Source organism: Duganella margarita, from assembly GCF_009857535.1.
GTDB classification, from domain to species: domain Bacteria; phylum Pseudomonadota; class Gammaproteobacteria; order Burkholderiales; family Burkholderiaceae_D; genus Rugamonas; species Rugamonas margarita.
The window spans coordinates 193,735-216,128 of record NZ_WWCS01000002.1 but is presented as its reverse complement, the minus strand read 5'-3'; the positions used below and the strand labels follow the sequence as shown (position 1 = coordinate 216,128).

At 63.9% G+C, this 22,394-nt stretch carries 26 protein-coding genes; 15 read left to right on the top strand and 11 right to left on the bottom strand.

Going from position 1 to position 22,394, the window contains the following annotated elements; genetic code table 11:
- Window positions 1–72: 72 nt before the first annotated feature.
- Complete coding sequence (gene uraH, locus GTP55_RS03555; protein WP_161043604.1) at window positions 73–426, top strand: hydroxyisourate hydrolase; 354 nt, start codon at window positions 73–75, stop codon at window positions 424–426.
- On the opposite strand, the gene GTP55_RS03550 is transcribed toward uraH, so the two are convergent.
- Window positions 427–2,379: an alpha/beta hydrolase family protein gene (locus tag GTP55_RS03550; RefSeq protein ID WP_161043603.1), complete on the bottom strand. Its 1,953-nt coding sequence runs from the start codon at window positions 2,377–2,379 to the stop codon at window positions 427–429.
- 103 nt (window positions 2,380–2,482) lie between these two features.
- Here GTP55_RS03550 and GTP55_RS03545 point away from each other — a divergent pair, with 103 nt between their 5' ends.
- Together GTP55_RS03545 and GTP55_RS03540 are read left to right on the top strand one after the other, a co-directional pair.
- Window positions 2,483–3,976: a tetratricopeptide repeat protein gene (locus tag GTP55_RS03545; RefSeq protein ID WP_229257718.1), complete on the top strand. Its 1,494-nt coding sequence runs from the start codon at window positions 2,483–2,485 to the stop codon at window positions 3,974–3,976.
- Complete coding sequence (locus tag GTP55_RS03540; RefSeq protein ID WP_161043601.1) at window positions 3,967–4,599, top strand: VOC family protein; 633 nt, start codon at window positions 3,967–3,969, stop codon at window positions 4,597–4,599. The genes GTP55_RS03545 and GTP55_RS03540 overlap by 10 nt, the downstream gene beginning before the upstream one ends.
- Here GTP55_RS03540 and GTP55_RS03535 read toward each other — a convergent pair.
- Complete coding sequence (locus GTP55_RS03535) at window positions 4,593–5,924, bottom strand: chloride channel protein (protein ID WP_161043600.1); 1,332 nt, start codon at window positions 5,922–5,924, stop codon at window positions 4,593–4,595. The two genes, GTP55_RS03540 and GTP55_RS03535, sit on opposite strands and share 7 nt — an antisense overlap.
- Before the next feature lie 111 nt (window positions 5,925–6,035).
- On the opposite strand from GTP55_RS03535, the gene GTP55_RS03530 reads away from it, so the two are divergent.
- On the top strand, window positions 6,036–6,506 hold the full coding sequence (locus tag GTP55_RS03530; protein ID WP_371868278.1) for a MarR family winged helix-turn-helix transcriptional regulator: 471 nt from the start codon (window positions 6,036–6,038) through the stop codon (window positions 6,504–6,506).
- Window positions 6,507–6,508: 2 nt separating this feature from the next.
- On the opposite strand, the gene GTP55_RS03525 is transcribed toward GTP55_RS03530, so the two are convergent.
- Together GTP55_RS03525 and GTP55_RS03520 are read right to left on the bottom strand one after the other, a co-directional pair.
- Window positions 6,509–7,150, bottom strand: a complete 642-nt coding sequence (locus tag GTP55_RS03525; protein WP_161043598.1) for an NrsF family protein — start codon at window positions 7,148–7,150, stop codon at window positions 6,509–6,511.
- Complete coding sequence (locus GTP55_RS03520) at window positions 7,147–7,731, bottom strand: sigma-70 family RNA polymerase sigma factor (RefSeq protein ID WP_161043597.1); 585 nt, start codon at window positions 7,729–7,731, stop codon at window positions 7,147–7,149. Before GTP55_RS03520 ends, GTP55_RS03525 begins: the two co-directional genes overlap by 4 nt.
- Window positions 7,732–7,846: 115 nt before the next feature.
- Between GTP55_RS03520 and GTP55_RS03515 the strand changes: the two genes are divergently transcribed.
- The 7 genes from GTP55_RS03515 (at window position 7,847) to GTP55_RS03485 (ending at window position 14,420) form a co-directional block, all read left to right on the top strand.
- Complete coding sequence (locus GTP55_RS03515; protein ID WP_161043596.1) at window positions 7,847–8,449, top strand: cytochrome b/b6 domain-containing protein; 603 nt, start codon at window positions 7,847–7,849, stop codon at window positions 8,447–8,449.
- Between the two features lie 73 nt (window positions 8,450–8,522).
- Window positions 8,523–9,254 carry a molybdopterin-dependent oxidoreductase gene (locus GTP55_RS03510; RefSeq protein WP_371868282.1) on the top strand — a complete coding sequence of 244 codons (732 nt, stop codon included), beginning with the start codon at window positions 8,523–8,525 and terminating at the stop codon, window positions 9,252–9,254.
- A 55-nt stretch (window positions 9,255–9,309) separates the two neighbouring features.
- Window positions 9,310–9,540 carry a pentapeptide MXKDX repeat protein gene (locus GTP55_RS03505; protein ID WP_161043594.1) on the top strand — a complete coding sequence of 77 codons (231 nt, stop codon included), beginning with the start codon at window positions 9,310–9,312 and terminating at the stop codon, window positions 9,538–9,540.
- 44 nt (window positions 9,541–9,584) lie between these two features.
- Entirely contained in the window at window positions 9,585–9,914 is a 330-nt protein-coding gene (locus GTP55_RS03500) for a FlxA-like family protein (RefSeq protein WP_161043593.1), read from the top strand.
- A gap of 129 nt (window positions 9,915–10,043) precedes the next feature.
- A complete protein-coding gene (locus tag GTP55_RS03495; protein WP_161043592.1) occupies window positions 10,044–11,333 on the top strand; it encodes an HlyC/CorC family transporter in 1,290 nt (429 codons plus the stop codon).
- Between the two features lie 120 nt (window positions 11,334–11,453).
- Window positions 11,454–13,184 (top strand): type IV-A pilus assembly ATPase PilB, encoded by a 1,731-nt coding sequence (gene pilB, locus GTP55_RS03490; protein ID WP_161043591.1) that lies wholly within the window; start codon window positions 11,454–11,456, stop codon window positions 13,182–13,184.
- 12 nt (window positions 13,185–13,196) lie between these two features.
- The gene (locus GTP55_RS03485; RefSeq protein WP_161043590.1) at window positions 13,197–14,420 is read left to right on the top strand and encodes a type II secretion system F family protein; all 1,224 of its coding nucleotides are present in this window, start codon (window positions 13,197–13,199) and stop codon (window positions 14,418–14,420) included.
- Here GTP55_RS03485 and GTP55_RS03480 read toward each other — a convergent pair.
- Window positions 14,403–15,182 (bottom strand): sensor histidine kinase, encoded by a 780-nt coding sequence (locus tag GTP55_RS03480; RefSeq protein ID WP_161043589.1) that lies wholly within the window; start codon window positions 15,180–15,182, stop codon window positions 14,403–14,405. The two genes, GTP55_RS03485 and GTP55_RS03480, sit on opposite strands and share 18 nt — an antisense overlap.
- 156 nt (window positions 15,183–15,338) lie before the next feature.
- Here GTP55_RS03480 and GTP55_RS03475 point away from each other — a divergent pair, with 156 nt between their 5' ends.
- The 4 genes from GTP55_RS03475 (at window position 15,339) to GTP55_RS03460 (ending at window position 17,858) form a co-directional block, all read left to right on the top strand.
- Window positions 15,339–16,211: a prepilin peptidase gene (locus GTP55_RS03475; RefSeq protein ID WP_161043588.1), complete on the top strand. Its 873-nt coding sequence runs from the start codon at window positions 15,339–15,341 to the stop codon at window positions 16,209–16,211.
- A complete protein-coding gene (gene coaE / locus GTP55_RS03470) occupies window positions 16,208–16,816 on the top strand; it encodes a dephospho-CoA kinase (RefSeq protein ID WP_161043587.1) in 609 nt (202 codons plus the stop codon). The genes GTP55_RS03475 and coaE overlap by 4 nt, the downstream gene beginning before the upstream one ends.
- Window positions 16,817–16,917: 101 nt before the next feature.
- Window positions 16,918–17,673 (top strand): cell division protein ZapD, encoded by a 756-nt coding sequence (gene zapD, locus GTP55_RS03465; protein ID WP_161043586.1) that lies wholly within the window; start codon window positions 16,918–16,920, stop codon window positions 17,671–17,673.
- Window positions 17,674–17,684: 11 nt separating this feature from the next.
- Complete coding sequence (locus GTP55_RS03460) at window positions 17,685–17,858, top strand: DNA gyrase inhibitor YacG (RefSeq protein WP_161043585.1); 174 nt, start codon at window positions 17,685–17,687, stop codon at window positions 17,856–17,858.
- 6 nt (window positions 17,859–17,864) lie between these two features.
- Here GTP55_RS03460 and GTP55_RS03455 read toward each other — a convergent pair whose 3' ends face one another.
- From GTP55_RS03455 to argJ, 6 genes are all read right to left on the bottom strand, one after another.
- Entirely contained in the window at window positions 17,865–18,581 is a 717-nt protein-coding gene (locus GTP55_RS03455; protein WP_161043584.1) for an anti-sigma factor, read from the bottom strand.
- Complete coding sequence (locus tag GTP55_RS03450) at window positions 18,578–19,132, bottom strand: sigma-70 family RNA polymerase sigma factor (RefSeq protein WP_161043583.1); 555 nt, start codon at window positions 19,130–19,132, stop codon at window positions 18,578–18,580. The genes GTP55_RS03455 and GTP55_RS03450 overlap by 4 nt, the downstream gene beginning before the upstream one ends.
- Window positions 19,133–19,151: 19 nt before the next feature.
- Complete coding sequence (locus GTP55_RS03445; protein ID WP_161043582.1) at window positions 19,152–19,688, bottom strand: DUF3455 domain-containing protein; 537 nt, start codon at window positions 19,686–19,688, stop codon at window positions 19,152–19,154.
- A gap of 104 nt (window positions 19,689–19,792) precedes the next feature.
- Window positions 19,793–20,182 (bottom strand): NUDIX domain-containing protein, encoded by a 390-nt coding sequence (locus GTP55_RS03440; RefSeq protein WP_161043581.1) that lies wholly within the window; start codon window positions 20,180–20,182, stop codon window positions 19,793–19,795.
- Window positions 20,179–21,048: an ATP-binding protein gene (locus GTP55_RS03435; RefSeq protein ID WP_161043580.1), complete on the bottom strand. Its 870-nt coding sequence runs from the start codon at window positions 21,046–21,048 to the stop codon at window positions 20,179–20,181. The genes GTP55_RS03440 and GTP55_RS03435 overlap by 4 nt, the downstream gene beginning before the upstream one ends.
- A gap of 1 nt (window position 21,049) precedes the next feature.
- Entirely contained in the window at window positions 21,050–22,300 is a 1,251-nt protein-coding gene (gene argJ / locus GTP55_RS03430; protein ID WP_161043579.1) for a bifunctional glutamate N-acetyltransferase/amino-acid acetyltransferase ArgJ, read from the bottom strand.
- Window positions 22,301–22,394 lie beyond the last annotated feature (94 nt).

Here is a 22,394-nt window from a genome sequence, read left to right as displayed (position 1 = left end):
ATATGCCAACGCGCATGGCGGTATATGATTTGTACAATAGATACTCGTCACCTACGGATATAGGACCACACTATGGGCAAACTCAGCACGCACGTTCTCGATATCACCCAGGGCAAGCCGGGCGCCGGCGTCAAGGTGGCGTTATACGCGGTGGGACCGCAGGGCCGTGAGCTGCTGAAGTCGGACGTGACCAACGCCGATGGCCGCTGCAGCACGCCGCTGCTGGAAGGCGACGCACTAAAACAGGGCAAATACGAACTGGTGTTCAGCGCGGGCGCCTATTTCGATGCCCAAGGCGTCACGCTGCCCGAACCGAAATTTATCGACGAAGTGACGCTGGCTTTCGGCGTTGCCGACGCCAGCCAAAATTACCACGTGCCGCTGGTGGTATCGCCGTGGGCGTATTCGACCTATCGCGGCAGCTGATCAGCGCTGCTTGCCAAGATACTTGGCAAAGAAGGTCTCCAGCCGGCGGTAGACTTCCGCCTGGTTTTCGGTGTCGTAGAAACCGTGGCCTTCGTAATCCACGTAGTACCACTCCGGCGGATGGCCGGCTTTTTCCAGCGCCGCCTTCATCAGGAAAGCATGCTCCTTCGGCGCGCGCTTGTCCTTGCCGCCGTGGATCAGCAGCACGCCGGCTTTGATGCTGGCCGCCTGCAGGTTCGGCGAATAGCGGTTCCACTCCGCCTTGTCCTCGCCAAATATGCGCTTGTTCCAAGCGATCCGGCGGCTGTTACCGGCGACGCCGTCCTCGGTTTGCATCAGCGCGATGTCGTACACACCGGCATAGCCGACCGCGCACTTGAACAGGTCCGGTTCGCGCGCGGCCAGCATCAGCGCCGAATAGCCGCCGAAGCTGGCGCCGTAGACGCACATCTTCGCGCCGTCGACGTCGCCCTGGGCGACGGCCCATTTCACGCCATCGACCAGGTCGTCCATGATCTTGCCGCCCCACTGACGGTAGCCCTGACGTTCAAAGCCCTCGCCACGGCCGCCCGAGGCGCGGAAATTCACTTGCAACACGGCGTAGCCACGATTGGCCAGGAATTGCGCATCGCTGTCGAAGTACCAGCTGTCGCGGCTGCCGTACGGACCGCCATGCGGGATCAGGATCAGCGGCGGCTTGTGCGCCGTCTTGAACGCCGGCAGCGTCAGGTAGCCATCTATCTCCTGGCCATCCCGCGCCTTGAACAGGACCGGCCGGCGCGCCGCCATGTGCTCCGGCTCAATCTCATCCATCGAGGCGAACAGCATGTCGGCCTTGTTGGCCTTGCGGTTGTACAGATAATAGGCGCCGGGGTCGCGGTCGCTCATCACCCAGAACAGCACCTGGTTCTGGTCGGCCGACTCGCTCACCATCCGCACCGTATGGTCCGGGAACTGGCGCGCCATGTCCTGCATCAGCGGCGTATCCGGATTGGCCGGGTCCAGGTAAGTGACCTTGGGCCGGCCGACGGCGGAATATACCGCCAGCGGGGTGGCGCCCGGCCCGCCCAGCTCGATCGAGCCGACACTGCCGAGCGTATCTTCGGCCAGCAGTTTGCGGTTACCGCCGGCCACGTCTTCGCTGATCACCTTGACGCGCCCTTCCGACTCCGCATGCCACGCGTAGAAGGTTCGGTTGTCGGGCGAGAAGCCGAACGGCGTCAGGCGCGTATCGCCCTTTTGCAGCTGGAATTCCTCCCACGCCGAGGTGGCGTCGTTCAGGCGCCACACCAGGTCGTAGCCCTCTTCATCGGTGCCGGTGGCAAAACGCGGCTTGCCTGCGTTGTCGACGACGAACGACGCCCTCGGCGACTTCAGCGTGGTGACCAGCTTGCGCAGGCCATTACGGCTGTCAAAATCGTACAAGGCGCTCTGGTCCAGGTCCCACTGGTAGGTGCCGACCAGCAGATGGTCATTCACCTGCTTGTAGACATAGGCCGGATAGGCATAGCCCTCGTCGGGGTTGTAACGGTTGCGTCCATACATGCCGACGTTCCAGCCGTACAAATACGTTTGATGGCTACCGTCGAAATCCATGGCCAACAACTCGCCGGTGATCTGCGGCCGCTCGCGCGACCCGACCTCGATCGCCTTTTGCACCACCACCCGCGTGTTGCCCACCCAGGTATAGCTGGCCGGCACCTCGAACGCCGGCATGCGCACCGTGCCCTCCAGCTTCAGATCCGGCAGGCTGTAGAAGCTGACCATCGGCACCGTGCGCGCGCCAACCGGCACCCGCACCGTAATCGCCAGGTGCTTGCCATCGGGCGACATCACCGGATTGTAGTACTGGTCCATTTTTGCGAAGCTGGTCACCGGCACCAGCGGTGGCATTGTCTGCCCCGAAGCCAGCAGGGGCAACGCGGCGGCAAGCATAAACAGAGGAAGGCGCATGGCGGCTCAATGAAGTTGCAATTAGTCAAATGCCAACACGCTGAAAAATATTGTCAAATTGAAATAATTGGAGAGAATTCACGCATGGGCTAAGATGCGGACTATGACTGAATCCCTGCTTGCCTCCCTCCTCCAACAGGCCGTCGAACTGCACCAGCAGGGCCGGCTCGAACCGGCGCAAGCCCTGTACCGCCAGGTGCTGGACCTTGATCCGCGCCGCTTCGACGCCTTGAATCTGTTAGGCGTGATCGCGCGCCAGCAGGGCGACGCGGCCGGCGCCATCGCGCTGATCTCGCAAGCCATCGCGATCGACAGCACGCGCGCCAACGCCCATTGCAACCTCGGCGTGGCCTGGCTGGACGCCGGCGACGCCGAACAGGCGCTGGCCAGCCACGAGCGCGCACTGGCGCTGAACAACTCCTATGCGCTCGCGTGGAGCAATCGCGGCAACGCGCTGCGCAAGCTTGGCCGCCTCGACGAAGCGCTGGACAGCTACCAGCAGGCGCTGCGCATCCAGCCGACCTATGCGGAAGCGCACAGCAATCGCGCCATCGTGCTGCAAGACCTGGGCCGCTATCTCGACGCGCTGGGCGCGGCCGAAGCTGCGCTCAACCTCAAAGACCGCCATGCCGAGGCCTGGCTGGCGCGCGGCAACGCCCTGCACTGCCTGCGCTACCTGCCGGAAGCGGTGGAAAGTTTCGACCGCGCCATCCACTTGCGTCCCGACTGGGCCGAGGCCTACAGCGCGCAAGGCGCGTCGCTACAGCGCCTGGGCGAATTTGAAGCGGCGCTGGACAGCTTTGACCAGGCCCTGAGGCACAAGCCGGATTACGCGCTGGCCCACTACCAGCGCGGCAACGCCCTGCGTTCGATGGCGCGGCGCGACGAAGCAATTGCCGCCTACCGCGCCGCGCTGGCGCATGGCGACGATCCGCAAACCATCGCCTTCGCGCTGGCCTCGGTCGGCGCCGGTGAAACGCCGGCCACGCTGCCGACCGACTACGTGCGCTCGCTGTTCGACCAATACGCCAATCACTTCGACCAGCATCTGACCGAAGTGCTGGGCTACCAGACCCCGGCCGTGCTGGACGCGTTGCTGCGCCATGTGGCGCCGGCGTCGGAGTTGTCCACCGTGGACCTGGGCTGCGGCACCGGCCTGTGTGCGACGTACCTGCGCGCCTATTCGCGCCGCCTGGACGGTGTCGACCTGTCGCAGCAGATGCTGGACAAGGCGGCCGGGCGCGGCCTGTACGATTCCCTGGCTTGTGCCGACCTCACCAGCTACCTGCACGGCCGCGACGCCAGCTGGGATCTTGCGGTGGCGGCCGACGTCTTCGTCTACATCGGCGACCTGGCGCCAGTGTTCCGCGCGGTGCATGCGGCGCTGCGTCCCGGCGGGCGGTTCTGCTTCTCGGTCGAAGCCGGCGATGGCGCCGACTATGTGCTGCGCCCGTCCAACCGCTACGCCCACACGGAAGATTACCTGCGCCGCCTGGCCGCCGACACCGGCTTCACCGTGCTGGCCACGCAAGCGCTGGACGCGCGCCAGGAAAATGGCGCACCGATTGCCGCTCACGCTTTCCTGTTATGCAAATAGACCACATCTTCATCCGCGTATCGCCCGGCGGCGCCGAAGCCGAACTGCTGCGGGCGTTCGGCCTGAGCGAAGGCAGCGGCAACACGCATCCCGGCCAGGGCAAGGCTAACCGCCGCTTCTTCTTCGCCAACGCGTTTATTGAATTGTTGTGGATTGCCGATGCGGAGGAAGTCGCCAACGCGCAGACCCGGCCGACCATGCTGCGCGAACGCCTGTCGGCCGACGATACTGGCGCAGCCTCGCCGTTCGGCATCTGCTTCCGTCCCGCCGTGCCGTTTGCCACCTGGGATTACACGCCGGCCTATCTGCCGCCGGGCATGACCATCGGCATCGCCGACGCGCCGCTGTCCGAGCCGATGTGGTTCTGCACCTCGGCCGGCAGGGCGCCGCAGCAATTCGCCGCCGACCGCCGCCAGCCGCTGGATCACGCCGCCGGCCTTGGCAGCATCACCGGCCTGCGCTGCACCATGCCGTCACTGGCCGCCCTCTCGTCAGCCGCACTGGCCAGCGGCATCGAGTTCGAGGAAGGCAACGCGCATCTGTTGGAAATCAGCTTTGACCACGCAGCGCGCGGCTTGAGCCACGACCTCCGCCCCGCCCTGCCGCTGGTCTTCCACTATTGAGCGACGGGCCCGGAGCTAGTCGCATTGCTGAGTTGCTGTTGCGCCAGCACGCTGTACAGCGGCGCACTGATCACGCGCGACACGGTACGCGCCACCATCGCGCACGCCATCAGACTCAGCACCATCGAATGGCCATCGACCATCTCCATCACGATGATGAACGAGGTCAACGGGGCCTGCGTGGCGGCCGCCAGAAAGCCCACCATGCCAAGCGCAATCAGCGCGGTCGCATTGGGTGAATGCAACAACAACGCAATGTCATTGCCGATCGCCGCACCGATGGCCAGCGACGGCGCGAAGATCCCGGCCGGTACGCCCGACCAGGTGGTCAGCCAGGTGGCAACAAACTTTAACAACAGGAACAGAGCGGGCAAGGTCTCCTGGCCGGCCACCATGTCGCGCGTGTGGCTGTAGCCGCTGCCAAAGGTGGCGCCGCCTGACACAAAGCCGATCACGGCCACCAGCAGCCCACATACGGCAGCGAACAACACCGGATTGGCCCCGCGCAGGCGCGACATGACGTCGCGCCCCTTACCGCCGAGCGAGGCCTGCAGCAGGCGCGAAAACAGACCGCCCAGCCCACCGCTGACCACGGCCACCAGCAAGCCGGGCAGCAGCAGCGACAGGTCGATCCCGCTCGCATGAATGATCCCGAAATAGGTGGCGTTGCCATACACCGACACCGCCATCAAACCGGCCAGCACGATGGCCGACATCAACAGCCCGCTGCTGCGCTGTTCCGGCGTGCGCGACAACTCCTCAATCGCAAACATGATACCGGCCAGCGGCGTGTTGAAGGCGGCGGCGATGCCGGCCGCGCCGCCCGCCACCAGCAAGCCGTGCGGTGTGACGGCGGTGCGCTCAGGCAGCCAGCGCCGTGCCGTCAGCATGATGCCGGCGGCAACCTGTACCGACGGTCCCTCGCGCCCCAGCGATAGCCCGGCCAGCAAGCCCCAGGTCGTCAATGCCACCTTGGCCACGCTCAGCTTGAAGGAGACCAGCCTCGCCTGCACCGGCGCCGACGCGGCGGGGTCCAGCGCCGCCATCACTTGCGGAATGCCGGACCCGGCCGCCGCCGCAAAGTAACGGCGCGTGACCCAGACGATTGCTGCTGCACACAGCGGCGTCCATACCAGCGTGACCCAGGGGTGGATCTGCACAACGTCCATGAACAGCCCCAGCGCCTCCTCTCCCAGCCAGGTAAAGGCGACCACCGTCAGGCCGGCAACGCAAGCGGCGGCGACCACGATGGCGCGGGTCGCCCACAGGCGCCAATCGCGAAATTCACGGTTGAAGGACGCGGTGATGTTGTGCTTGGTTTTCATGGGCGAAGGAGAAATACATTTGTACAAATATACTTTGCACTAAACCATGCTGTCAATTAAACTCGACATCAATCGTCTTTTTGTCAGTACCAAGCCATGCAAGAGAATCAAGTGGACGCGGCGGCGCCGCCATCAACCCGCGTGCTGCGTCAATTCCGTGTTGTCTTTAACGCGGTCAAAACCCATTTCCGCAACGTTGAGAAAGCCGCCGGCATTGGCGGCTCACAGCTGTGGGCGCTCAGCGTGATCCAGCAACATCCCGGAATCGGCGTCAACGGACTGGCGGGCAAGATGGATATTCATCAGACCACCGCCAGCAATCTGGTCAAGACGCTGCTGGGGCAAGGATTGATTGAGCAGGCAAAAAGCAGCAGCGATCGCCGCATGGTGACGATGACGCTCTCGCCCGCCGGGGAGCGCAGTCTTGAAAAAGCGCCGATGCCATTTGCCGGCGTGTTGCCCGATGCGCTGGCGTCGATCGACGCCGCCACCCTGGCCCGGCTGGAACACGATCTCAACATCCTGATTGCGGCGCTGGAAGCCGGCAACGCCGGCGCCGACACGCCGCTGTCCGACCTGTAACGCTACCAGGCCAGCACCCGGCGGCCGATCAAGGCGCCGAGCGCGGTCGGGATCAGCATGCCCAACAGATACCAGAAGCCGACGAATACCGGACTCATTTCAGGGCAATGAAGGCAGTACACCAAGGCTGCCGTGGCGCCAGCCGCAAAACCTGCTGCGGCCCCGGCCAGACGCAAGCGCGTCGGCGCCAGGCTGCGCATGACCCGCAGTGCGGCAACGAACAGCGGCATGGACAGCAGCGCGATCAGCAAGGGGCAATAACGCCACGTCGCGCCCCAGAACAGCGGCGTGCGCGCCTCTGGACCAGCTTGCCACAGCAGGATCGCCGCGACGCACCACAACGCCACCACCGGCGCACCAAGATACAAGGGCAACGCAGCAGTGCGTGCGCCCGGCGCCGCCAGACGCTTCGCCGCCAGCCAGCCGGCCCATGCCAGCAAGGCCGAGAACGACACTTTCAGCCAAAATGCCGGCAATGCCGTCGCCTGCATCAGATCGCTGCGAACACCCAGCAACACCAGCATCAGCACCACGCAAGCCAGCAAGCCAGCGGACAGCGGCAACAAACTGGCCGTGAGCGGCCGCGGTGCGGGACGCACGTCCGGCCCGCTGGACAACATCATGATCAGGTCATCGGTCTTCATGTCGCTTCTCTTAAAATAGTCGCCAGCGCTTTCAAGCCCCGGTGTACCGAGACCTTGATCGATGCATCGGACATCTGCAACGTGTCGGCCGCCTCGCGTACCGACAAACCTTCCAGCTTGGTGAGAATGATCGCATCGCGCTGCCTGTCCGGCAGCAGCGCAAGTAATTTGGCCAGGTCGCGCCGGGCGTCGCCGGCCGCTTCGTCGCTACTGGAAAACAGCGCGTGTTCGCCTTCGTCGACATCGTCCAGTGAATCATGCAGGCTGTCCTGCCGGGCATGCCGCCGCAGCCAGTCGATCAGCTTGTAGCGCGCAATCGCATACACCCAGGACGTCAATGGCACGCCGGTATCGTAGCTGAGGCGCTGATTGTGGATCGCCAGCAGCGCCTCCTGCACCAGATCCTCCACCTCATCCGGCCAGCGGCTCAGGCGCCGCCGCAAAAAGGCGCGCAGATGCGTTGCCGTCGCCTGCAGGAAGCGACGGTATGCCAGGGCGTCACCGGCCGTGCCCTGCAAGAACAGGGCATGCAGGCGTAATTCAGTGCTGCGTAAAGGATCCACCTCAGGTATTCGTTGCATCGCCGCCTTAGGTTACAGCCTGTGGCAAAAAAAATTTTATTCATTCCCCTGTAACCGATGCCGGTGCGGCTGCGAACTACCTGTTATCGCCAACGACAATCCCGACCGGTTCCGTATGAATGCCATCGCCACACACAGCACCATCCACCCGCTCTGGCTGCGGCTGACGCATTGGCTCAACGCTACGGCGGTGCTGTTGCTCATCGCCAGCGGCTGGCGCATCTACAACGCCACGCAATTTTTCGACTTCGCCATTCCGCGCGGTATCACGCTGGGCGGATGGCTGGGCGGCGCGTTGCAGTGGCATTTCGCGGCGATGTGGCTGCTGTTCGCCAACGGCATCCTGTATTTGCTGATCAACCTGTTCTCTGGCCGGCTGCGGCGGCAGTTTTTCCCGATTATGCCACGCCAGGTGCTGCGCGACCTCGGCGCCGCCTTGCGCGGAAAACTGGCCCATGCCGATCCGCGCCATTACAACAGCGTGCAGCGGCTGGCCTATGTGTTTGTCATGCTCGACAGCGTGGTACTGGTGCTGTCCGGGCTGGTGCTGTGGAAGTCGGTGCAATTCCCGCTGTTGCGCGAACTGGTGGGCGGCTATGAGGCGGCGCGGCGCGTCCACTTCTTCGCCATGGCCGGCCTGTGCGGCTTCATCGCGGTGCACGTGGTGATGGTGGCGCTGGTGCCGCGCACGCTGCTGGCCATGCTGCGCGGCCGCTAACCATCCAATTGGAGACCTTCTGATGCAACGCTTCAAGAAACGCCAGATCGAGATTCCCGCCGAGGGCGCCGCCATGCTGACCGACGCCATCGGCCGCATCGCCCAGCCATCGCGCCGCGCCTTCCTGCAGCGCAGCCTGACGCTTGGCGGCCTGACGCTGCTGACCGGTTGCGCGCCCGACAACCAGGAAAGCATCGATGCGGCGCTGACCGGCATCTCGCGCTTTAACGACCGGGTCCAGGGCCTGCTGTTCGATCCCAACCGCCTGGCGCCGACCTATCCCGATTCCATGATCGCCCAGCCCTTCCCCTTCAACGCCTACTACGGCGAAGAGGAAATCCGGGAGATCGATGGCGACAGCTGGCGGCTGGAACTGAGCGGCATGATCGCCGACCGCAAGCCATGGACGCTAACCCAGCTGCGCGCCCTGCCCCAGCAGTCACAGGTCACGCGCCACATCTGCGTCGAAGGCTGGAGCGCCATCGGCAAATGGGGCGGCGTGCCGTTCTCGCATTTCCTGCGCCACGTGGGCGCGGACCTGAGCGCGAAATATGTCGGCTTCAAATGCGCCGACGACTACTTCACGAGTATCGACATGGCCACCGCGCTGCATCCGCAAACGCTGATGGCGCTGAGCTATAACGACCAGACCCTGCCGCCACGCTATGGCTTCCCGATGAAGCTGCGCATGCCGACCAAACTGGGATACAAGAATCCGAAACACATCCAGGCCATTTTCGTTACCAATACCTACCCCGGCGGGTATTGGGAAGACCAGGGCTATAACTGGTTCGGCGGCAGTTGACTGCCATGCAGTAGCAGTACCCACGTTGTCTAATTTTACTCACAGAGGAAACATCATGAACAAAATCACCACCACCCTGATCGCCGCTTGCCTGATGATGTCCGGCGCCGTCTACGCCCAGGACGCGATGAAGAAAGACGAGATGTCCAAGGACGCCATGGCCAAGGACGGCATGAAAAAAGACGCCATGAAAAAGCCGATGCACAAGGACAAAATGGCCAAGGACGAGATGAAAAAGGACGACATGAAGAAGGATGACATGGCCAAAGACGCGATGAAAAAATAATCGCCGCGCCCGGCCACCACGCCGGGCACGCCTGAGAATCCGCCATGTCATCATCCCTGACAGTTGCCGCTTCCGCGACCACCTCGGCCGCCTCTACCGCTTATGGTGGAGGGGCGCCGTCCGCCACCAGTTTGCAGGCGCAGCTAGAACGGTATCAAAAGCAGTTGTCCGACTGCGTCAATTGCGCGTCCGCCAAAACACCGCAAGGCAAGTCGGATATTCAAGCCATATCGGCGCGCATCAGCCAGATTGAACAGCGTATCGCGCAGGCGGAAAATCGCCCTGACCGCCAGACAGCCCCGCCGGTAAACCCACCAGCGGCGGCCTCATCCGCAATAACGGGCTATGGCAGCCTGATCGATGTCTTTGCCTGAGACGGACGCACCTGCCGCATAGACAAACTTGCATCCAACTCATCATTGACTTAGAATTCGAGACTGTTGCTTTCTGCTGGCGCCTGACCGGTTCGCCACCTTCCCATGCAAGATTCTTTACGGTGACCCTTGGATACCGTGCCCCTTTGGGTGCAATTGCTTGCACTCTTCTTCCTGATCCTGTGTTCAGCCTTCTTCGCGATGGCGGAAACCGCCTTGATGGCGGCCAATCGCTATCGCCTGCGCCATGAAGCCAAACGCGGCAGCCGTCGCGCCGCCACCACGCTGTGGCTGCTGGACCGCACCGACAAGCTGCTGTCGCTGGTGCTGATCGCCAATACGCTGTTCAACGCCGCCGCCACCGCGCTGGTCACCTCGCTGGCGATCCAGACTTTCGGCCACGACGACAACGTCATCACCGTCTCCACCGGCGTGGTGGCCTTCCTGTTGATCGTGTTCGCCGAGATTTCGCCGAAAGTCATCGGCGCCACCTTCCCGGAAAAAATCGCCCTGCCGACCAGCATGATCCTCAAGCCGCTGATGGCGCTGGCCAAGCCGATGATCTGGTTCGTCAACCTGTTCGTGTCGCAGCTGCTGAAAGTGTTCGGCATCAAGGCCGGCTCGCACGCGCACGACCCGCGCCTGTCGCCGGAAGAGCTGCGCTCGATCGTGCTGGAGGGAGGCAATTTCATCCCCCAGAAGCACAAGAGCATCCTGCTCAACCTGTTCGACCTGGAGACCGTCTCGGTCGAAGACATCATGACGCCGCGCGCGCAGGTCGAGGCGCTCAACCTGGAATTGCCGGTCGAGGAAATCAAGCGCGAGCTGACCACCTGCTACCACAACAAGCTGCCCGTCTACGAAGGCGAGATCAACCGCATCGTCGGCATCCTGCACGTGCGCAAGGCGGTGGCGCTGCTGAACCAGGAAGAAGAGCTGACCATCGAGCACTTCCGCGAACTGTTGACCACGCCCTACTTCATCCCGCAGGACACCCGGCTGTTCACCCAGCTGCAGTACTTCCAGGAGAACAAGGAACGGCTCGGCATCATCGTCGATGAATACGGCGAAGTGCAGGGCCTGGTCACGCTGGACGACATCATCGAAGAAATGATTGGCGAATTCACCACGTCCACGCCGGGCGCCGCCAAGGCCGACAGCTTCGGCTGGGACGCCAGCGGCGAATGCCTGCTGGACGGCGCCACCCCGCTGCGCGACGTCAACAAGCGCCTCGGCCTGTCCTTCCCGCTCGACGGTCCCAAGACCCTGAACGGCATGCTGCTGGAACTGTTGCAAGAAATTCCAGACGCGCCGATCAGCATCAAGGTCGACCAGTGCATCATTGAAGTGGTACAGGTCCACGACCAGGCCATCAAAGTCGTCAAATTGCGACGTCCGCCCGGCCAGTCGCACCGCTAAAACCGCGCAAACGCGTGGGCGGGCGCAACAGAGCGGAGTAAAATCGGGTAAGCAGGCTTTACAAAAATAATGCCTGAGAGCATGATTGTGAGATTGCCTCCCAACCTGACCGACGCTTCTATGGCCGCAGTCCTTCCGAACGCAGTGCCAGGCGCCCCGATGCCGGGACTGGCGCGGGCATTGATGCAAGCAGGACGGCTCTCCGCCGTCCAGGCCGAAGCCTTGCAAAAAAAATCCGTCGCGGACAAGCTGGCGTTCATCGATGTGCTGCTGTCCAGCGGCGCGATTGACTCGAAGGCGCTGGCCGCCTTCTGCGCCGACACCTTTGCCTACCCACTGCTGGATGTCAACACGCTCAGCGTCGAGGCACTGCCGGCCAAGATCATCGACAACAAGCTGATGCAGACGCAGCGCGTGATTGCGCTATCCAAGCGCGGCAACCGGATGTCGGTGGCGATTTCCGATCCGACCAATACGCAGGCGCTGGACCAGATCAAGTTCCAGACCGAGTCCACGGTCGAGCCGGTAATCGTGGCGCACGACGCGCTGCTGCAGCTGCTGGCGCGCCTCAACCAGAGCAGCGAGCAAAGCATCGCCGACCTGGCCGGCGACGAAGCCGAAATCCAGTTCGCCGAGGAAGAAGAAACGTCCAGCGCCGCCGCCGACAACGCCGCCAACGAAGTCGAGGATGCGCCGGTGGTGCGCTTTCTCAACAAGATGCTGATGGACGCCGTCAACCTCGGCGCCTCCGACTTGCACTTCGAACCGTTTGAAAAGTTCTACCGCATCCGCTTCCGCGTCGACGGTGTGCTGATGGAACACGCGCAACCGCCGATATCAATCAAGGAAAAACTCGTCTCGCGCATCAAGGTGCTGGCCAAGCTGGACATCTCGGAAAAACGCGTGCCGCAGGACGGCCGCATGCGCCTGATCGTCTCGCCGACCAAGACCATCGACCTGCGCATCTCGACGCTGCCGACCTTGTTCGGCGAGAAAACCGTGATGCGGATCCTGGACGCCACCCAGGCGCAGATGGGCATCGACTCGCTCGGCTACGACCCGGACCAGCGCGAACTGCTGCTGGACGCCATCCAGCGGCCCTACGGCATGGTGCTGGTGACCGGGCCGACCGGCTCCGGCAAGACGGTGTCGCTGTACACCTGCCTCAACATCCTGAACAAGCCCGGCATCAACATCTCCACCGCCGAAGACCCGGCCGAGATCAACCTGCCCGGCGTAAACCAGGTCAACGTCAACGACAAGGCCGGCCTGACCTTCCCGGTGGCGCTGAAGTCCTTTCTGCGCCAGGATCCGGACATCATCATGGTCGGCGAGATCCGCGACCTGGAGACCGCCGACATCGCCATCAAGGCGGCCCAGACCGGGCACATGGTGTTCTCCACGCTGCACACCAACGACGCGCCGTCGACGCTGACGCGGCTGATGAACATGGGCGTAGCGCCGTTCAACATCGCCTCGTCGGTGATCCTGATTACCGCCCAGCGCCTGGCGCGCCGCCTGTGCAGCTGCAAGCAGCCGGTCGACATCACGCCCGAGCTGCTGATCAAGGCCGGCTTCAAGCCGGAAGAGCTGGACGGCAGCTGGAAACCCTACGGGCCGGTCGGCTGCGAGCGCTGCAACGGCGGCGGCTACAAGGGCCGGGTCGGCATCTACCAGATCATGCCGATCACGCCCGCGATCGAGGGCTTGATCCTGGCGCACGGCAACGCCATGCAGATCGCCGCGCAATCGGAGGCGGAAGGCGTCAAGTCGCTGCGCCAGTCCGGCCTGGTCAAGGTCAAGGGTGGCCTCACCAGCCTGGAAGAAGTGCTCGGCTGCACCAACGAATAACGGGACAAGATCATGGCACTATCGCGCGGCGCGGGCAATCAGGTCAAGGAATCGGTCTTCGCCTGGGAAGGCAAGGACAAAACCGGCAAGACCGTGCGCGGCGAACTGCGCGCCGGCGGCGAGGCGGTGGTCAACGTCACGCTGCGCCGCCAGGGCATCATGGTCACCAAGGTCAAGAAGAAGGTGTACCGCTCGGGCAAGAAAGTGACCGACAAGGACATCACGCTGTTCACGCGCCAGCTGGCCACCATGATGAAAGCCGGCGTGCCGCTGCTGCAATCGTTCGACATCGTCGGCAAGGGCCACGCCAATCCGTCGGTCTCCAAGCTGGTGATGGACTTGCGCGCCGATATCGAGACCGGCACCAGCCTCAACCAGGCGTTCCGCAAGTTTCCGCTGTATTTCGATCCGCTGTTCTGCAACCTGGTGGGCGCCGGCGAACAGGCCGGCATCCTGGAAGACCTGCTGACGCGGCTGGCGATCTACAAGGAAAAGACGATCGCCATCAAGAGCAAGATCAAGTCGGCGCTGACCTATCCGGTATCAATCCTGGCGGTGGCCTTCCTGGTCACGGCGGTGATCATGATCTGGGTGGTGCCGGCCTTCAAGGAAGTGTTCACCAGCTTCGGCGCCAACCTGCCGGCGCCGACGCTGTTCGTGATGGCGCTGTCGGAATTCTTCGTCAAATGGTGGTACATCATCTTCGGCGGCCTGTTCGCCGCCATCTACTTCTTCTTCCGCGCCTGGCAGCGGTCGCTGCAAATGCAGCGCTTCATGGACAAGCTGCTGCTGCGCCTGCCGGTGTTCGGCGAAGTGATCCGCAAAGCCACCATCGCCCGCTGGACCCGCACGCTGTCGACCATGTTCGCGGCCGGCGTGCCGCTGGTGGAGTCGCTCGACTCGGTCGGCGGCGCGGCCGGCAACGCCGTCTACCTGGACGCCACGCGCAAGATCCAGACCGAGGTCAGCACCGGCACCAGCCTGACAGTGGCGATGCAGAACGCCGACGTGTTCCCCAACATGGTCACGCAGATGGTCTCCATCGGCGAGGAGTCCGGCTCGCTGGACGCCATGCTGGGCAAGGTGGCCGACTTCTACGAAGACGAAGTGGACGAAGCCGTGGCCTCGCTGTCGGCGCTGATGGAGCCGGCCATCATGGTCATCCTGGGTGTGCTGATCGGCGGCCTGGTGGTGGCCATGTACCTGCCGATCTTCAAGCTAGGGGCGGTGGTCTGACGGCCGCAGCCACGCCGCCAGCCGGTGACGCCAGCCCAGCTGGCGCGGCGTCTGGTAGCACACCGCGCCGGGCACTTTCAGCACCAGCTCGGTGCCCTGATCCGGCAAGGTCAGCACATCAACCGTGCCGGACAGGCGCGCCGCCCGTTCGCGCATCGCCGCCAGCCCGCCGAGCGGCTTCGCGGTGGCGGCGCCGTTGTCGCGCACATACACCGAAAAAAACTCGCAGCCGAACACCATCTCGAGCTCGACGCTGCTGGCCTGGGTGTGCTGGAACGCGTGGTACAGCGCTTCGCGGGCGATGGCGTACAGGTCTTCGCTGCGGTCGCCGTTGAGCGGCGTCGGCCGGCCGCTGACGGTCATGCTGAAGGGAATGGCGAAATTATCCTGCAGCGACTGGCCGATGGCGGCCAATGCCTGGCTCAGTTTGTCGCCGTACACCACCGGCACCCGCAGCGCCAGGATCTGATGCCGGCCCTCGGCCAGCACGTCGTCGGCCTGGTCGAGGATATGCTCGATGGTGGCGCGTTCCGGGCTGTCGATCGCCAGCCGGTGGCCGACGCCCTGGAAGCGCAGGATCATGCCCTGCATGCTTTGCAGTAGCGTGTCGTGCAGGCTGGCGGCCACGCGTTCCCGTTCCTCCAGCTGGCGCTGGCGGTCTTCGTAGACGCGCCGTGCGCGCCGCCAACGCAGCAACCCGGCGACGCCCAGCGCCACACAGGTCAGCAGTAGCCCGAGCAGCAAAATAATAGGTGACGACAAAGTTTGCTCCGAGCTTATAAACGGAGCAACCACCTTGCCATTGAACCAATGTTTTGACTATCTCCCGGACGGGGTAGTGCAATCCGAAAAAGCAGCCGCAATGTTGCAGCAATGCTTTACACTGGGCGCCTGATCATTCATGCTTGTTGACGCCCCATGCTGCAATCGACCCTGCTGTTTGCCCCTGCGGGCGACCTCGCCATCAGTCTCATCGCCGGATTGTTCGGCCTGCTGTTCGGCAGTTTCCTCAACGTCGTGATTCACCGCCTGCCTATCATGATGCAGCGCGAATCGGACAACTATGTGGCGGAAGAAAGCAACAAACCGCTGCCGCACACCACCCGCTACAACCTGATGGTGCCGCGCTCGGCCTGCCCGCATTGCCAGCACCAGATCACCGCCATGGAAAACATTCCGGTGCTCAGCTGGCTCGCGCTGCGCGGCAAATGCAGCAACTGCAAGGCGCCGATTTCACCGCGCTATCCGCTGGTCGAGCTGATGACCGGCGCGCTGTCGGCGCTGGTGATCTGGCGCTTCGGCAGCGGCTGGTCCGGTCTGGCCGGGCTGCTGTTCCTTTACCTGCTGATCGCCCTCACCTTCATCGACGCCGATACCCAGCTGCTGCCGGACGACCTGACCTATCCGCTGCTGTGGGCCGGCCTGCTGATGAACGTCAACGGCACCTACGTGCCGCTGCAGGACGCGGTGATCGGCGCGGCGGCCGGCTACCTGGCGCTGTGGGCGGTGTACTGGCTGTTCAAGCTGGCCACCGGCAAGGAAGGCATGGGCTATGGCGACTTCAAGCTGCTGGCCGCGCTCGGCGCGTGGATGGGCTGGACCATGCTGCCGGCCATCATCCTGCTGTCCTCGCTGGTCGGCGCGCTGGTCGGCATCGGCCTGATCGTGTTCGCCAGGCGTGGCCGCAATAACCCGATTCCGTTCGGCCCCTACCTGGCCGCAGCCGGCCTGATCGCCATGCTGTACGGCGCGCCGCTGACCGCGCTCACCATGGGCATCGTCCATCCATGAGCAGCCTCCCGTTCGCCGTTGGCCTGACCGGCGGCATCGGCAGCGGCAAGAGCACGGTGGCCGACATGTTTGCGGCGCGCGGCGCCACCATCGTCGACACCGACCTGATCGCCCACAGCATGACTGCGCCGCAGGGTCCGGCCATGCCGGCCATCATCGCCGAATTCGGCCCAGAATTTGCCGACGCCAGCGGCGCCATGGACCGCGCCCGCATGCGCGAACTGGTGTTCAGCGACGCCGGCGCCAAGGCGCGGCTGGAAGCCATCCTGCATCCGCGCATCCGCGACGCCGCGCTGGCGGCCGGCGCGGCCGCCACCGGCGCCTACGTGATCTATGCGGTGCCGCTGCTGATCGAATCGGGGACATGGCGTGCGCGGGTCACGCGCGTGCTGGCGGTAGACTGTGAGGAACAGGTGCAAATTGCCCGCGTGATGGCGCGTAACAATTTGCCGGAAGCCCAGGTCCGCGCCATCATGGCGGCGCAGGTGAGCCGGGCGCAAAGGTTGGCGGCGGCGGATGACGTCATTGTCAATAATGCAGGAATCGCGGAACTGGAGGCCCAAGTCGCGCGTTTGCATGCCTTATATCTGCAAATTCGCTGGTAATTTCGCAGATTAAGGCAATAATGCCTTCGCAACGTTTGTAATTTTGCTTGGCTTGCTTCAAAATCACGAGAATTCAGGTCCATCTATAGAGGGATGTTATTTTGATCGTCTACGAATATCCTTTCAACGAGCGCATCCGCACGTTGCTGCGCCTGGAGGATTTGTACGAGAAATTCAAGTTCTTTGTGCATCAAGAACATCCGATGCAGCACCACGTCGCGCTGTCCACCATCTTCGACATGCTGGAAGTCGCCGGCCGCGCCGATCTGAAATCCGACCTGCTGCAAGAACTGGAGCGCCAGCGCCAGACGCTGCTGGGCTACCGCATGAATCCCAACGTGGCGCCCGAGATGCTCGATGCGATCCTGGCCGAAGTGGACGGCGTCAGCAGCGCATTGGTGGCGGCGCAGGGCAAGACCGGCCAGAACGTGCGCGACAACGAGTGGCTGATGAGCATCCGCGGCCGCACCATCATACCCGGCGGCGCCTGCGAGTTCGACTTGCCGTCGTACTACGCCTGGCAGCAGCGTCCGGCCGAGGCGCGCTTTAACGACATCATTACCTGGTTCACGCCGCTGGCGCCGCTGTTTGACGCGCTGGCCCTGGTGCTGCGCCTGCTGCGCGATTCGGGCGGCCCGGTCAAGATGATCGCGGTGGCCGGCAGCTATCAGCAGATGTTGCAGGGCAAGGTGTATCAGATGCTGCGCCTGACGCTGGACGAAGCGCAGGGCGCGATTCCGGAAATTTCGGCCAACAAGTACATGCTGTGGGTGCGCTTCACCTCGCAAGGCGGCGACCTGAAACCCAAGCCACTGGAAGATGATGTACCATTCGAGCTCACGCTTTGTAACTTCTAACGTACGCTCTCATGACCACTGTTGTTGAATGCCCGACCTGCTCCGCCAAAGTTGAGTGGAAACCGGAAAACAAGTTCCGCCCGTTCTGCTCGGAGCGCTGCAAGAAAATCGACCTGGGCGCCTGGGCCGAGGAAAAGTATGCCATCCCGGCCGCGCCGCCAAAAGATCCGCTCGAAGAAGAATAAACCGCGTCACATCACCTTGACGGCGGTACCGATATACAGCACCGGGCCGGTCGGCTTGCCGGTCGGCGAACCGGTGGCCGGCTCCAGCGTGATTTCAAACAGCTGATCCGGCTCGACGGGCGGCAACTTGTCCAGCGCCAGCTTCAGCGAACGATTCGACTCCACCAGTCCCAGTGACATCGGCCGGCTCCAGCCCGGCGCCTTGGTCCAGAACTGCAATGCCTTGCGGTCCGGCACCACGGTGCCGCGCAACGGCGTCAATGTCAGTTGCCGGTTCATGCTGGTCTGCACCACCCAGCCGGCGCCGCGATCCTGCGGCGCCACCAGCACCACCATGTAGGCAGCCTCCGGCGTCGGCGGCCGCAGCGCCAGCACCGTGGCCAGCACCAGGCTGGCCGCCACCGCGCCGCCGGCCAGGCTGCGCCACACGCGCACGTCCTGCCACCAGCGACGCCAGCCGGTCGCTGCCGCCTCGCGCCAGTCGCTGGCTGAAGGTCGCGCCTGCACGCTGGCGGCGATGCGCGGCCACAACCCCGTTGATGGTTCGACTGGCAGCGCCAGCGATGTCAGCGGCAGCAGACGGCGTTCCCATGCATCGACCTCGGCGCGCAGCAGCGGCTCGCGCGCCAGCCTTTGCCCGGTCTCGCGCCGCGCGTCGCCCAGCAGCGTGCCCAGCACATATTCGCCAGCCAGCTGCTGTAATTGTTCCGGTGTTTCCTTCATCCCATGCACTCCCGCAATGCAGCGAGGCCCCGCTTGAGCCAGGCCTTGACCGAGCCCAGCGGCGCCTTCAGGCGTTCCGCGATTTCGCGGTGGCTGCAGCCGTCGACATACGCGCACACAATGCTGTTGCGCTTGGCGCTATCGAGGTGGGCCAGGCATTCGTGCAGCCGCCCCATGGTCGCTTGCAGTTCGAACTGCTCGACCACCGTGTCGGCTTGCGCCTCCTGCAACGCATCGAGCAGGTCGGAATCGGCCGCGACTTCGCGCTCGCTGCCGCGCAAGGCGTTTAACGCCTGGTGCCGCACCACACTGTACACCCAGCCCCGGCCGGCGCCGCGGCCCGCATCGAAGCTGGCCGCCTTCTGCCAGATGCTGACAAAGGCATCGTGCAGCACGTCTTCCGCCACATCGCGGCGGCGCACGATGCGCAGCGCCACGCCGAGCAAGTGCCGCCCGTCCTGCTGGTACAGGCGATGCAGGGCATGCTGATCGCCCTGCGCGCAGGCGGCCAGCACGGCATCGTAGTCGAACAGGTCGGGCGAGCTGGGCATCAGCCGATTATAGCCGTACTCATGCAGCCTTCCAGAAGATATAGTCGGCCTGGTACTGCACTTTTTCCTTGCTGCCGGCGTTGGCTGCGGTGCAGTTGGCGGCCGGCGCCACGCCGCCCCTGGTGGCGACGCGCTGGATGTAGGCGACGCCGAACATGGCGCCCATGCCTACCGAGGGATTGGCCCGCACCAGTTGATGGGGAATATTGCCGGTGCCGGCCGGCGCCACCGCGAGCTGGGTGGCGGTGACCTTGGAGCCGTCATTGCTTTCCCAGGTGGCTGGCGGGCCGAAGTATTTGCCGACGGCTTTGCCGCTGCGGTCATTCAGCACCGCATCCGGCCCGATGAAGGTCCACTCGAACTGGCCGGCCGCGTCTTTCCTGGCCTTGCATTCATAGGTGATGTCACCGACGCCGACGGTTTGCATGGCGACGCGGTGGCCGGCCGGAACCTGCACCGCTTGCGGCAGGACTTGCTGGTCAAACTGCGGCGCGCTGGCGCAGGCGGACAGCATCAGGAAGGCGGCGGCAACAGCGGCGGTATGAGTGGCTTGCATGGATGGCTCCTGGTAGTTGTAAGGGATCAGCGAACGAAAATCGCTGCTGATACCTGTACTACCCGCCAGCACGCAGTTTGGATGCAGTGCGGTGCAAAAATATTTTAGTAGCGCACCTGCTCCAGCCATTCCAGCAAGGGAATGGTGGCCGGCAGCAGCGGTTCCACGCCGACCGTGCCTTGCCAGGCGAACGCCTGCCCTTCCAGGCTTTGCGGCTCGCCCGACCAGTCGCGGCTGATGTAGAAGTGCAGCCGCACATGCGCGTGCGGATACACATACTCCACGCCGCACCATTCCTCGGCGCTATGGATCTGCAAGCCCAGTTCCTCGACGAACTCGCGCTTCAGCGCTGCGAGGATCGTCTCGCCCGGATCGACTTTACCGCCCGGGAATTCCCAGTAACCGTCATACGGCTTGCCGGCCGGACGCTGCCCCAGCAGCACATCGCCATTCGGCTTGACCAGAATCCCTACTGCCACATCGACCGGCTTCATGCCAGCTTCCCCGCGTAATCCTTGGCGAACTGCCATGCCACGCGTCCCGAACGCGAACCGCGCTGCAAGGCCCAGCGCAAGGCATCGCCGCGCGCCGCCTCGATCTGCGCCTCGCTGCAGCCCAGCGAGGCCAGCCAGTGGCCCACAATCGCCAGATAATCATCCTGGCGGAACGGATAGAACGTCAGCCACACGCCAAAACGCTCGGACAGCGAAATCTTTTCCTCCACCGTCTCGCCCGGATGCAGGTCGCCGTTCTCGTCGTGCTTGTAGGTCATGTTGTCCGACATGCGCTCCGGCAGCAGGTGACGGCGGTTCGAGGTCGCGTAAATCAGCACATTGTCCGACTGCGCCGAGATGCTGCCGTCCAGCGCCACCTTCAGCGCCTTGTAGCCGCTCTCGCCTTCTTCAAACGACAGGTCGTCGCAGAAGATGATGAAGCGCTCCGGCCGCGCCGCCACCAGGTCGACGATGTCCGGCAATTCGGCCAGGTCGGCCTTGTCCACCTCGATCAGGCGCAGGCCGTCCCTGGCGAACTGGTTCAGGCATGCCTTGATCAGCGACGATTTGCCGGTGCCGCGCGCGCCGGTCAGCAGCACGTTGTTGGCCGGCTTGCCGGCGACGAACTGGCGGGTGTTCTGCTCGATCTGCTCTTTCTGCGGACCGATGTGCTGCAAGTCGTCCAGCGCGATGTTGGACACATGCGCCACCGCCTGCAGATAGCTCGGGCCGTTCGCCCGTTTGCGCCAGCGGAACGCAAAGCCACGCTCCCACTCGGGCTGCGGCGCAGCCGGCGGCAGGATGGCTTCCACGCGCGCCAGCAGCGCCTCGGCGCGCGCCAGGAATTGGTCGAGGGCGGCCGACATCTTACGAGCGGTAGTCGGCGTTGATCGAGACGTAATCGTGCGACAGGTCGCAGGTGTACACGGTGGCCGTGGCCGCGCCGCGCGCCAGCTTGACGCGCACCGTGATCTCGCTCTGCTTCATGATGCGCTGGCCGTCTTCTTCCTTGTAGTCCGGATTGCGGCCGCCGTTCTTGGCCACCCAGACGTCGTCCAGGTAGAGGTTCAGCTTGCTGACGTCGAGGTCGTCGACGCCAGCGTAGCCGATCGCGGCCAGGATCCGGCCCAGGTTGGGGTCGGAGGCGAAAAAGGCGGTTTTCACCAGCGGCGAGTGGCCGATCGAATAGGCGATCTTGCGGCACTCCTCCACGCTGGCGCCCTCTTCCACGATGATGCTCATGAACTTGGTGGCGCCTTCGCCGTCGCGCACGATGGCTTGCGCCAGGAACAGCGACAGTTCGGTCACGGCGTCGCGCAGCTGTGCGTATTCCGGCTGCTCGACCGAAGTGATCTCCAGCGCGCCGGCGCCGGTGGCGATCAGCATGAAGGAATCGTTGGTCGAGGTGTCGCCATCGATGGTGATGCAGTTGAACGAGTGATCGGCCGCATGCTTGACCAGCTGGTCCAGCACCGGCTGCGCCACCTTGGCGTCGAACGCCAGGTAGCCCAGCATGGTCGCCATGTTCGGCTTGATCATGCCGGCGCCCTTGGAGATGCCGGTCATGGTGACCGTGTGGCCGCCGATGGTGACGGTGCGCGAGCCGGCTTTCGGCTGCGTGTCGGTGGTCATGATGGCTTCGGCGGCGTTGTACCAGTTGTCGGCCTTCAGGCCGGCGATGGCCTGCGGCAGGCCGGCGATCACCTTGGCGGCCGGCAGCGGCTCCAGGATCACGCCGGTCGAGAACGGCAGGATCTGCGCCGCGTCCACGCCCAGCTGCGCGGCCAGCGCGGCGCAGGTCTCGTTCGCCAGCGACAGGCCCAGCTCGCCGGTGCCGGCGTTGGCGTTGCCGGTGTTGACCAGCAGCGCGGCAATCGGCTTGCCGCTGGCGCCGGAGTTAGCCCTTGCGGCGGCCAGGTGGGCCTTGGAGATCTGCACCGGCGCCGCGCAGAAGCGGTTCAGCGTGAACACGCCGGCCACGGTGGCGGTCGGCGCCAGTTTCATCACCAGCACGTCCTTGCGATTCGGCTTCTTGATGCCGGCTTCGGCATAGCCGATTTCAATGCCGGCTACGGGCTTCAGGTCGGCGGCGATGGGCAGGGGGGAGTTGACGGCCATATTCGTGATCTCGTGGGTGAAAAGAGGGAGCCGCTATTGTAATACCTGATCTGCCGGCCGCGTGGCAGTAACCACCAGTACGCCGATAACAGAA